Origin of the sequence: Brevundimonas sp. UBA7534, assembly GCF_002479325.1 — a bacterium.
GTDB lineage: Bacteria > Pseudomonadota > Alphaproteobacteria > Caulobacterales > Caulobacteraceae > Brevundimonas.
The window spans coordinates 1-12,322 of sequence record NZ_DLMO01000129.1 but is presented as its reverse complement, the minus strand read 5'-3'; the positions used below and the strand labels follow the sequence as shown (position 1 = coordinate 12,322).

Genomic DNA, 12,322 nt, shown 5'->3' with positions numbered 1-12,322 from the left:
AACGTCACGATCTTGACGGCGCGGTCCCTGACGGGATCGCGCCGTTGTCGTTTCAGCGTCCGACAGAGGCGCAAACGGGAAAAGAGGATACGACCATGGATTTCCAACCTTCTGACCGCGCCCGCGAATGGCAGGACCGCGTCCGCCGCTTTCTGGACGAACAGGTCATTCCTCGCGAAGCCGACTATTTCGCCCAGGTGCGCGAGGACGCGGAACGCCAACCCCCGGTCATGGAGGAAATGAAGGCCAAGGCGCGCGAGGCGGGCCTGTGGAACATGTTCCTGCCGGGCGACCACGGGGCCGGGCTGACCAATCTGGAATACGCTCCGCTGGCCGAACTGATGGGCCGGCATCTGTGGTCGGCCGAGGTGTTCAACTGCAACGCCCCCGACACAGGCAACATGGAGGTGTTGCACCTCTACGGGAACGCCGAGCAGCAGGCGCGCTGGCTGAAGCCGCTGATGGCCGGCGAAATCCGCTCCGCCTTCCTGATGACCGAGCCGGAGGTCGCCTCGTCCGACGCCACCAACATCCAGACCCGGATCGAGCGCGACGGCGACCACTTTGTCATCAACGGCCGCAAATGGTGGTCGACCAACATGGGCCATCCGAACGTCGCCATGACGATCGTCATGGGCAAGACCGACCCGGACGCCGCGACCCACGCCCAGCAGTCGCAGATCATCGTGCCCGTCGACACGCCCGGCTTCCGCGTCGAGCGGATGCTGTCGGTGTTTGGCTATGACGAAAAGCCGATCGGTCATGCCGAGGTGGTGCTGGAGAACGTCCGCGTGCCGGCCGAGAATCTGATCGCGGGCGAGGGCAGGGGATTCGAGATCGCGCAAGGGCGCCTGGGACCCGGCCGCATCCATCACTGCATGCGCGTGATCGGGGCGGCGGAACGGGCGCTGGACCTGATGGTCGAGCGGTTGCTGAGCCGCACGGCCTTCCGCAAGACCCTTTCGGAACATTCGGTGTGGGAGCAGCGCGTCGCCGACGCCCGCACCAATATCGAGATGTGCCGCCTGCTTGTGCTGAAGGCGGCCTGGATGATGGACGTCGCCGGCGCCAAGAACGCCCGCTCAGAGATCGCCCAGATCAAGGTCGCGGCGCCGAGGATGGCGCTGCAGGTCATCGACGACGCCATTCAGGCGTTCGGCGGGGCGGGCGTGTCGGGCGACACGCCGCTGGCCGAACTGTACGCCGGGGTTCGCACGCTGCGGATCGCCGATGGTCCCGACGAGGTGCATAACCGCACCATCGCCCGGTTGGAGTACGCCAAACATGGAGGCAAATCCGTGCGTTGACGACAAGCGTCCGCATTCCCACCTCAAGTCGGGAGGGGAACCTGAGCCTTGGCCTGGCGTTCGCCTTTTGGACGCGACGCCGCAGGGAACCCCGCACCATGAACGCACGCTTTCAGCCCGACGCGCGGGCGACAGCGGACCTGGCGCGGTTCCGAGCGGTCCGCGCCGCCATGCCGGCCTTGGCTGAACGGCTGTCGGCGGAGGACTTGTCGGCGCAGTCGATGGCCGATTGCAGTCCCGGCAAGTGGCACCTGGCGCATACCAGCTGGTTTTTCGAGGCCATGATCCTGGCCCCCGCCGACCCGGATTACGAACCGGTCGACGATCGCTTCCAACAGCTGTTCAACAGCTATTACGAGGCGCTGGGCGAGCGGGTGGCGCGGCCCGAACGCGGCCTGATGACACGCCCGTCGCTGGACGAGGTTCTGGCCTATCGCCGCGAGATCGACCGGCGGATGGCCGGCTGGATTGCGGAGGCGCCGACCGGCGGGCGCGAACGCTATCTGCTGGAGTTGGGGCTGCATCACGACCAGCAGCATCAGGAGCTGTTCCTGATGGACCTGCTGAACCTGATGTCGCGCTCGCCGCTGGACCCGGCGGCTTACGCGCAGGAGCCGCGTCGCTGGCCAATCGAGCCGGCGCGGGGCGGCGCAACCCGTTTTGAAGGCGGTCTGATCCAGGCAGGCCACGACGGTCGGGGGTTCGCCTTCGACAACGAGGGGCCGGCGCATCGCGTCTGGCTAGAGCCCTTTATCCTGGCGCACGACCTGGTCACGAACGGCGACTGGATCGCCTTCATCGAAGACGGCGGGTATCGCCGGTCCGAACTGTGGCTGTCAGACGGCTGGGCGACCGTCACGTCCGAAAACTGGACCGCGCCGCTGTACTGGCGACGAGACGACGACGGCTGGACCGTCATGAGCCTGACCGGTCGTCGGCCTGTCGACCCTTCCGCGCCGGTCCGTCATGTCAGCTTCTACGAAGCCGACGCCTACGCCCGCTGGGCCGGCAAGCGATTGCCCAGCGAGTTCGAATGGGAGCACGCCGCGACCAGCGCGCCGGACGTATTTTCGAACCTCTCGGGCGAGGTCTGGCAATGGACGGCCAGCGCCTATGGGCCATATCCCGGCTTCGCGCCAACGGAGGGGACGGCCGCTGAGTACAACGGCAAGTTCATGGCCAACCAGATGGTGCTGCGGGGCGGCGCCTTCGCCACGCCCGAGGGTCACGACAGGCCGACCTATCGCAACTTCTTCTATCCTTTTCAGAGGTGGGCCTTCATGGGCGTGAGACTGGCCGAGGACGCGCCCGCAGGGCGCAAGACCGATGTCGAGGACGAGACGACGCGGGCGTTCCGCGACGACCTGATCGAGGGATTGTCGCGCCCGCAGAAGGCCTTGCCGCCCAAGTGGTTCTACGACGCCGAGGGCTCGCGCCTGTTCGAGGCCATCACCGATCTGCCCGAATACTATCCGACCAGGCAGGAGACGGCCCTGCTGCGCGAGCGTGCCGGCGATCTGGCGACGGCGTTCGGCCCGGGCGCGGTGCTGGTCGAGTTCGGCTCTGGCGCCAGCGAGAAGACCCGCATCCTGCTGGACGCCGCCCCGGACCTGGGCGCCTATGTGCCGCTGGACATCAGCGAGAGCGCCCTGTTCGAGGCGTCCGAACGCCTGCGCCAGGCCTATCCTGCTCTGGAGGTGCGGCCGCTGCTGGGGGATTTCGAGAACCTGGCGCCCCTGCCGGACGATCTGCCGCGCGGGCGCCGCATCGGCTTCTTCCCGGGCTCCACGATCGGCAATCTTTCGTCCGACGAGGCGGTGCGCTTTCTGGGCGCGGCGCGTCGGATGCTGGGGGAGGGGGCGCTGTTCGTCCTCGGCGTCGACCTGGTGAAGGATCCGGCCACGCTGGTGCGGGCCTATGACGACAGCCAGGGCGTGACCGCAGCTTTCAACCGCAACGTCCTGGTCCGAGCCAACGCCGAGCTGGGCGCCGATTTCGACCTGGACGCCTTCGCCCACCTTGCGGTGTGGAACGCGGAACAGTCGCGGATCGAGATGCACCTTGAGGCCCAGGCGTCGACCAGGGCGACCGTCGAAGGCCGCGCGTTCCGTTTCCAGCAAGGCGAGACCATCCACACCGAGAGCTCGCGCAAGTTCACGCGCGAGGCGGTCGAAGACATGGCCGCGAAGGCGGGTTGGCGCCTGGTGCGTTTCGACGCCTCCGCCGAGCCCAGCGTCGCCCTGGCGTTGCTGTCGAACTGAGCCGCCGCATCGGCAGCAAAAAGGGCGGCGCCGGAAGCGCCGCCCTTTCTTTTACCGGCTTGCAGCCGCCTATTCTTGAGGACGCTGCGGCGTCGCCGGTTCCTTGCGCGAGCCGTGGGAGGCTTCACCGCCCTTGCGTCCCGCCTGCGCCGCCAGGCTGCGATCCTGAGAGAAGCTGCGTTTCTCGCTGGGGACGCTTGCGCCGCCCTTTCGCGCTATCTCACGCTGACGTTCCGGGTCCATCGAAGCGAAGCCTCGCTTCGAAACGCCCGAGCCTCGCGTCGGTTGACCTTCCATCGGTTGTCCTTTCCCGCTGCTGTTGCGCTTGTGGAGGATCAACCGTTGGGAATCCCGGCCGGTTCCGAATGGAACCCAGGTTTTTACTTCCGTCGTCTGAGTGAAGGTTGTTCAGTCTTTCAGGATGATCTTGCCCAGGTGGGCGCCGGCTTCTAGACGCCGGTGCGCCTCGGCCGCCTGGGACAGGGGCAGGACGACGTCGATGACGGGGCGGAAGCGGCCCGTCTCTATCCAGGGCCAGACGGTCGCCTCGATGCGTTGGGCCAACCGCGCCTTCTCGTCGGCGGGGCGGTTCCTGAGGGTCGAACCGGTCAGGGTCGCCCGCTTGCGCATCAGGGCCATGACCGGGACTTCCAGCGTCCCGCCGTCGAGGGCGGCGATATAGACGATGCGACCGTCCAGTTTCAGCGCGCGAAGGTTCCGCTCCAGATAGGCCCCGCCGATCATGTCCAGGATCACGTCGGCGCCGCCCATGTCCTCGACGACCGCCCCGAAGTCCTCGGCCTGGACGTCCACGATGCGATCCGCGCCGAGCGCCGTCAGGGCCTGGGCCCGCGCCGCGCCTCGGCAGGTGCCGATCACGCGGGCGCCGGCCGCCTTGCCCATCTGGATCGCCGTGACGCCGATGCCGGAGTTGGCGCCGTGAACCAGCAGCGTCTCGCCGGCGACCAGCCGACCGTGCTCGAATAGGTTGGCGAAGACCGTGAAGACCGTCTCGGGCAGGGCGGCGGCGGCTTCGAACGACAGGCCGGCGGGAAGGGGCAGGGCGTGGCGCGGATCGACCACGGCGTACTGGGCGTAGCCGCCGCCGCCCAGCAGGGCCGTGACCCGGTCGCCCGCGCGCCAGCGCCCGGCGTCGTTGACCGCCTCGCCCGCGATCTCCAGGCCCAGGGTGTCGGGCGCGCCGGGCGGCGGCGGATAAAAGCCGCGCCGCTGAAGCAGGTCGGGGCGGTTGACCCCCGCCGCGCGGACCCGGACCAGCAACTGGCCGTCGGCGGGAACGGGACGGTCCGTCTCGACCCATCGCAGCGTCTCGGGCGGTCCCTTGCCGCCGTCGACGACGATGGCGTTCATGCGGGTCTGGTCCATGATCGGGCTCCTTGAGACGGTCGCGAACGGTTCTGCCCGCTGGACCGCGCCGGGACAAATTCGCAAAAGACGCTTAACGCGGCGCGGGGGGTCTTTATTTCGCCGCGGAAGCGCGTATATGTCCGCGTTCCGCAACACTCCGCATGAGTCTGCGCGTAAAGCGCCGAGGCCCGGTCCGTCGCCCTCCGACCGGAGCGAAGGCGCGGCTCCTTCCCAAGGGAGCCCCATGATTTCAGGCGTCCGGCCCGTTCGCGGGCCGAGGGCAGACGCCGAAAACACTGGTCGCGGACGCCGAAAGGCGGGCCGTGGCTGCCGCATTTGACGCGTGGTTTTCCCCGGACCGCGCGGATTGGGAAAAACTGAATGACTGACGTCGCCCACGATCTCGCCATCAACGGTCAGGTCGCCACCGCCACTTCGTTCACCGGCAAGAAGCGCATCCGCAAGTCCTTCGGGCGTATCCCCGAAGCGATCCAGATGCCGAACCTGATCGAGGTCCAGCGCGCGTCCTACGAACAGTTCCTGCAGCGCGAGGTCCGTCCGGGCGAGCGCAAGGAGCAGGGCATCGAGGCGGTCTTCAAGTCGGTCTTCCCGATCAAGGACTTCAACGAGCGCGCGATCCTGGAGTACGTCTCCTACGAGTTCGAGGAGCCCAAATACGACGTCGAGGAATGCATCCAGCGCGACATGACCTATGCCGCGCCGCTGAAGGTCAAGCTGCGCCTGATCGTGTTCGAGACCGACGAGGAAACGCAGGCGCGTTCGGTCAAGGACATCAAGGAGCAGGACGTCTACATGGGCGACATCCCGCTCATGACGGACAAGGGCACCTTCATCGTCAACGGGACCGAGCGGGTGATCGTGTCCCAGATGCACCGTTCGCCGGGCGTCTTCTTCGACCACGACAAGGGCAAGACGCACTCGTCGGGCAAGCTGCTGTTCGCCGCACGGGTGATCCCGTATCGCGGTTCCTGGCTGGACTTCGAGTTCGACGCCAAGGACATCGTCTATGTCCGCATCGACCGTCGCCGCAAGCTGCCGGCCTCGACCTTCCTGATGGGTCTGGGCATGGACGGCGAGGAAATCCTCAAGACCTTCTACGAGACCGTCCCCTACGAGAAGCGCGGCGAAGGCTGGGTCACGCCCTACAAGCCGGAGCGCTGGCGCGGGGTGAAGCCCGAGTTCGACCTGATCGACGCCGACACCGGCGAGGTGGTCGCCCAGGCCGGCCAGAAGATCAGCGCGCGCGCCGCCAAGAAGCTGGGCGATACGGTCAAGTCGCTGTCGCTGGCCGCCGACGCCCTGGTCACCAAGTATCTGGCCAATGACGCGGTCAACATGGAGACTGGCGAGATCTTCGCCGAGGCGGGCGACGAACTGGACGCCCCGACGATCGAGGTGCTGGAGCAAAACGGCTTCACCACCATTGAAGTGCTGGACATCGACCACGTCACGGTCGGCGCCTACATGCGCAACACCCTGCGCGTCGACAAGAACGACAACCGCGAGGACGCGCTGTTCGACGTCTATCGCGTGATGCGTCCGGGCGAGCCGCCGACGCCGGAAGCCGCCGAAGCCATGTTCAACTCGCTGTTCTTCGATAGCGAGCGGTACGACCTGTCGGCCGTCGGCCGGGTCAAGATGAACATGCGTCTGGAAAGCCCGGAGGTCTCCGACGAGATCCGCGTCCTGCGCAAGGAAGACGTACTGAAGGTGCTGCAGATCCTGGTCGGCCTGAAGGACGGCCGCGGCGAGATCGACGACATCGACAACCTGGGCAACCGCCGCGTCCGTTCGGTCGGCGAACTGCTGGAAAACCAGTACCGCGTCGGCCTGCTGCGGATGGAGCGCGCCATCAAGGAGCGCATGTCCTCGGTCGATATCGACACGGTCATGCCGCACGACCTGATCAACGCCAAGCCGGCCGCCGCCGCGGTTCGCGAGTTCTTCGGTTCGTCGCAGCTGTCGCAGTTCATGGACCAGACGAACCCGCTGTCGGAAATCACCCACAAGCGTCGTCTGTCGGCGCTTGGCCCGGGCGGTCTGACGCGCGAGCGCGCCGGCTTCGAAGTCCGCGACGTGCACCCGACCCACTACGGCCGGATCTGCCCGATCGAAACGCCGGAAGGCCCGAACATCGGCCTGATCAACTCGCTGGCCACCCATGCCCGCGTGAACAAGTATGGCTTCATCGAGAGCCCGTACCGTCGCGTGAAGGACGGCCAGGCCCAGGGCGAGGTGGTCTACATCTCGGCCATGGAAGAGTCGAAGTACACGATCGCCCAGGCCAACATCGAACTGAAGGACGGCCAGATCGTCGAGGACCTGGTCCCCGGCCGGATCAACGGTGAATCCCAGCTCCTGAACAAGGACGCCGTGGACATGATGGACGTGTCGCCGAAGCAGGTCGTTTCGGTCGCCGCCGCCCTGATCCCGTTCCTGGAAAACGACGACGCCAACCGCGCGCTGATGGGCGCCAACATGCAACGTCAGGCCGTGCCGCTGGTGCAGTCGGACGCGCCGCTGGTCGGCACCGGCATGGAAGCGGTCGTGGCCGTGGACTCCGGCGCTGTCGTGGTCGCCCGTCGTGACGGCGTCGTCGAACAGATCGACGGCACCCGGATCGTCGTGCGCGCCACCGGCGACGTGGACGCCGCCCGCTCGGGCGTCGACATCTACCGCCTGTCGAAGTTCCAGCGATCCAACCAGTCGACCTGCATCAACCAGCGCCCGATCGTGCGCGTGGGCGATGCGGTGAAGGCCGGCGACGTCATCGCCGACGGCCCGTCGACGGACCTGGGCGAACTGGCCCTGGGCCGCAACGCCCTGGTCGCCTTCATGCCCTGGAACGGCTACAACTTCGAGGACTCGATCCTGATCTCCGAGCGCATCGTGCGCGACGACGTCTTCACCTCGATCCACCTGGAAGAGTTCGAAGTGGCGGCCCGCGACACCAAGCTGGGGCCGGAAGAAATCACCCGTGACATCCCCAACGTCGGCGAGGAAGCCCTGCGCAACCTCGACGAAGCGGGCATCGTGGCCATCGGCGCCGAGGTTCAGCCCGGCGACATCCTGGTCGGCAAGGTGACGCCGAAGGGCGAGAGCCCGATGACCCCGGAAGAGAAGCTGCTGCGCGCCATCTTCGGCGAAAAGGCCTCGGACGTGCGCGACACCTCGCTGCGCCTGCCGCCCGGCGTCGCCGGCACCATCGTCGACGTGCGCGTGTTCAATCGCCACGGCGTGGACAAGGACGAACGCGCCCTGGCCATCGAGCGCGCCGAGATCGAACGCCTGGGCAAGGACCGCGACGACGAGCTCAAGATCCTGGAGCGCAACGTCTATGGCCGTCTCAAGCCGCTGCTGGTCGGCAAGAACGCCGTGTCGGGCCCCAAGGGCATCGGCCGTGGCGAACTGACCGACGAGAAGCTGGCCGAGGTCAGCCGTGGCCTGTGGTGGCAGATCGCGCTCGACGACGAAAAGGCGATGGGCGAGCTGGAGGCGATGAAGCGCCAGTTCGAAGACGCCCGCAAGCAGCTGGACCGTCGCTTCGAGGACAAGGTCGAGAAGCTGCAGCGCGGCGACGAACTGCCCCCGGGCGTGATGAAGATGGTCAAGGTCTTCGTGGCGGTGAAGCGCAAGCTGCAGCCGGGCGACAAGATGGCCGGCCGTCACGGCAACAAGGGCGTCATCTCCAAGATCCTGCCGATCGAGGACATGCCGCACCTGGAAGACGGCACGCACGTCGACATCGTTCTGAACCCGCTGGGCGTGCCGTCGCGCATGAACATCGGTCAGATCTTCGAGACCCACCTGGGATGGGCCGCCGCGGGCCTGGGCAAGCAGATCTCCGGTCTGCTGGAAGCCTGGCAGCACGGCGGTCAGAAGCAGGCCCTGGTCGAGCGGCTGACCGAAATCTACGGCAAGGACACTCCGCTGCCGGATGATGAGGAAGAGCTGGTCGAACTGGCGAAGAACCTGTCCAAGGGCGTGCCCTTTGCGACCCCGGTCTTCGACGGCGCGCACATCGGCGACATCGAGCGTCTGCTGGAAGAGGCGGGGCTGAACAAGTCGGCCCAGTCGATCCTGTACGACGGTCAGACCGGCGAGCAGTTCAAGCGCCCGGTTACGGTCGGCTACATCTACATGCTGAAGCTGCACCACCTGGTCGACGACAAGATCCACGCCCGCTCCATCGGCCCGTACTCGCTGGTCACCCAGCAGCCGCTGGGCGGCAAGGCGCAGTTCGGCGGTCAGCGCTTCGGGGAAATGGAGGTCTGGGCTCTGGAAGCTTACGGCGCCGCCTACACCCTGCAGGAGATGCTGACGGTGAAGTCCGACGACGTGGCCGGCCGGACCAAGGTCTACGAGGCCATCGTCCGCGGCGACGACAGCTTCGAGGCCGGCATTCCCGAGAGCTTCAACGTGCTCATCAAGGAAATGCGTTCGCTGGGTCTGAACGTGGAGCTGGAGAACAGCTGAGACGTGAATGGTGACCCGTGAATCGTGAGTGGGCGCGCCCGTCACGATTCACGGCTCACGAATCACGACCCCGCTCTCCATCGACGAAGATTTTTCGCGGTCCCTGACCGCAGCAAGGAACTCAAGATGAACCAGGAAGTCCTGAACATCTTCAACCCGGTCCCGGTCACCCCGACCTTCGACCAGATCAAGATCGCCCTGGCCTCGCCGGAGAAGATCCGGTCGTGGTCGTTCGGCGAGATCAAGAAGCCGGAAACCATCAACTACCGCACGTTCAAGCCCGAGCGTGACGGCCTGTTCTGCGCCCGTATCTTTGGCCCGACCAAGGATTACGAATGCCTGTGCGGCAAATACAAGCGCATGAAGTACAAGGGCATTATCTGCGAGAAGTGCGGCGTGGAGGTCACCCTGGCCCGCGTCCGTCGCGAGCGGATGGGCCACATCGAACTGGCCGCGCCGGTCGCCCACATCTGGTTCCTGAAGTCGCTGCCCAGCCGCATCGCCCTGATGCTGGACATGGCGCTGAAGGACGTCGAGCGCGTCCTGTACTTCGAGAACTACATCGTCACCGAGCCGGGCCTGACGCCGCTGAAGCAGAACCAGCTGCTGACGGAAGACGAGTTCTATCGCTATCAGGAAGAGTTCGGCGACGACGGCTTCACCGCCGAGATCGGCGCCGAGGCCGTGCGCAACCTGCTGATGGGCATCGACCTGCACGCCGAGGCCGAGAAGCACCGCGCTGAACTGGCCGACAATCCGTCGGAAATGAAGGCCAAGAAGGCGTCCAAGCGCCTGAAGCTGATCGAGGCCTTCCTGGAATCGGGCAACAAGCCCGAGTGGATGATCCTGACCATCGTGCCGGTCATCCCGCCGGAGCTGCGCCCGCTGGTGCCGCTGGACGGCGGCCGCTTCGCGACGTCGGACCTGAACGACCTGTATCGCCGCGTCATCAACCGCAACAACCGCCTGAAGCGCCTGATGGAGCTGCGGGCGCCGGACATCATCATCCGCAACGAAAAGCGGATGTTGCAGGAGTCCGTCGATGCGCTGTTCGACAACGGCCGTCGCGGTCGCGTCATCACGGGCGCCAACAAGCGTCCGCTGAAGTCGCTGGCCGACATGCTGAAGGGCAAGCAGGGCCGCTTCCGCCAGAACCTGCTGGGCAAGCGCGTCGACTATTCGGGCCGCTCGGTCATCACCGTGGGTCCGGAACTGAAGCTGCACGAGTGCGGCCTGCCCAAGAAGATGGCGCTGGAGCTGTTCAAGCCGTTCATCTACGCGCGTCTGGACGCCAAGGGCCTGTCGGGCACCGTCAAGCAGTCCAAGCGCATGGTGGAGCGCGAGCAGCCGGCCGTCTGGGACATCCTGGACGAGGTGATCCGCGAGCACCCGGTTCTGCTGAACCGCGCGCCGACGCTCCACCGCCTGGGCATCCAGGCGTTCGAGCCCAAGCTGATCGAGGGCAAGGCCATCCGCCTGCACCCGCTGGTCTGCACCGCCTTCAACGCCGACTTCGACGGCGACCAGATGGCCGTTCACGTCCCGCTGAGCCTCGAGGCCCAGCTGGAGGCGCGCGTCCTGATGATGTCGACGAACAACATCCTGTCACCCGCCAACGGCAAGCCGATCATCGTGCCGTCGCAGGACATCGTCCTGGGTCTGTATTATCTCTCGTTGGTCAAGGATGGCGAGCCGGGCGAGGGCAAGCTGTTCGCCAACATCGGCGAGATCGACGCGGCGCTGGACGCCAAGGTCGTCACCCTGCACACCCGCATCAAGGCCCGCTGGACCGAGATGAACGCCGAGGGCGAACTGGTCACCAAGGTGATCGACACGACCCCGGGTCGGATGAAGCTGGCCGCCCTGCTGCCGCAGAACCCGAACGTCGGCTATCGCCTGCTCGAGAAGAACCTGACCAAGAAGGAAATCGGCAACCTGATCGACGTGGTCTATCGCCACTGCGGTCAGAAGGCGACGGTCATCTTCGCCGACCAGATGATGGGCCTGGGCTTCCGCGAAGCCGCCAAGGCCGGCATCTCGTTCGGCAAGGACGACATCGTCATCCCGGCCAAGAAGGTCGAATTGGTCAACGAGACCCGCGCCCAGGTCGAGGAGTACGAGCAACAGTACGCCGACGGCCTGATCACGCGCGGCGAGAAGTACAACAAGGTCGTCGACGCCTGGGCCAAGGCCACGGACCGGATCGCCGACGCCATGATGGGCGAGATCGCGCAGCCGCGCGTGCTGATCGAGGGCGAGAACCCCGACATCAACTCGGTCTTCATGATGGCCAACTCGGGCGCCCGCGGTTCGCAGGCGCAGATGAAGCAGCTGGGCGGGATGCGCGGCCTGATGGCCAAGCCGTCGGGCGAGATCATCGAGACGCCGATCACCTCGAACTTCAAGGAAGGCCTGACCGTCCTCGAGTACTTCAACTCGACCCACGGCGCCCGGAAGGGTCTGGCCGACACCGCGCTGAAGACCGCCAACTCGGGTTACCTGACCCGTCGTCTGGTGGACGTGGCGCAGGACTCCATCGTCACCGAGGACGACTGCGGCTCGACGCGCGGCATCACCCTGCGCGCCGTCATGGAAGGCGGCGACGTGCTGGTGTCCCTGGGCGCCCGCATCCTGGGTCGTTACGCGGCCGAGGACATCAAGGAGCCGGGCACGGAGACCGTGCTGTTCCCCGCCGACACCTATCTGGTGGAAGAGGTCGTGGAAGCGATCGAGGCCGCCGGCGTTCAGTCGGTGAAGGTGCGTTCGGCCCTGACCTGCGAGGCCGAAGCCGGCATCTGCGGCCACTGCTACGGCCGTGACCTGGCGCGCGGCACCAACGTCAACATCGGTGAAGCCGTGGGCGTCATCGCCGCCCAGTCGATCGGTGAG

General features: G+C 66.3%; 6 protein-coding genes. 4 read left to right on the top strand and 2 right to left on the bottom strand.

Going from position 1 to position 12,322, the window contains the following annotated elements; genetic code table 11:
• Positions 1–95 precede the first annotated feature (95 nt).
• A complete protein-coding gene (locus tag B2U11_RS10415) occupies positions 96–1,307 on the top strand; it encodes an acyl-CoA dehydrogenase family protein (protein ID WP_292071572.1) in 1,212 nt (403 codons plus the stop codon).
• 98 nt (positions 1,308–1,405) lie between these two features.
• A complete protein-coding gene (gene egtB, locus B2U11_RS10410) occupies positions 1,406–3,568 on the top strand; it encodes an ergothioneine biosynthesis protein EgtB (protein WP_292071570.1) in 2,163 nt (720 codons plus the stop codon).
• Between the two features lie 69 nt (positions 3,569–3,637).
• Here the strand turns inward: egtB and B2U11_RS10405 are convergent, their stop codons facing one another.
• The gene (locus B2U11_RS10405; RefSeq protein WP_292071643.1) at positions 3,638–3,865 is read right to left on the bottom strand and encodes a general stress protein; all 228 of its coding nucleotides are present in this window, start codon (positions 3,863–3,865) and stop codon (positions 3,638–3,640) included.
• 111 nt (positions 3,866–3,976) lie between these two features.
• Positions 3,977–4,954 carry an NAD(P)H-quinone oxidoreductase gene (locus tag B2U11_RS10400; RefSeq protein WP_292071568.1) on the bottom strand — a complete coding sequence of 326 codons (978 nt, stop codon included), beginning with the start codon at positions 4,952–4,954 and terminating at the stop codon, positions 3,977–3,979.
• A gap of 363 nt (positions 4,955–5,317) precedes the next feature.
• Between B2U11_RS10400 and rpoB the strand changes: the two genes are divergently transcribed.
• Together rpoB and rpoC are read left to right on the top strand one after the other, a co-directional pair.
• A complete protein-coding gene (gene rpoB / locus B2U11_RS10395) occupies positions 5,318–9,433 on the top strand; it encodes a DNA-directed RNA polymerase subunit beta (protein ID WP_292071567.1) in 4,116 nt (1,371 codons plus the stop codon).
• A 126-nt stretch (positions 9,434–9,559) separates the two neighbouring features.
• Positions 9,560–12,322: DNA-directed RNA polymerase subunit beta' (gene rpoC, locus B2U11_RS10390; protein WP_292071565.1), on the top strand; the 2,763-nt coding region annotated here is incomplete at its 3' end.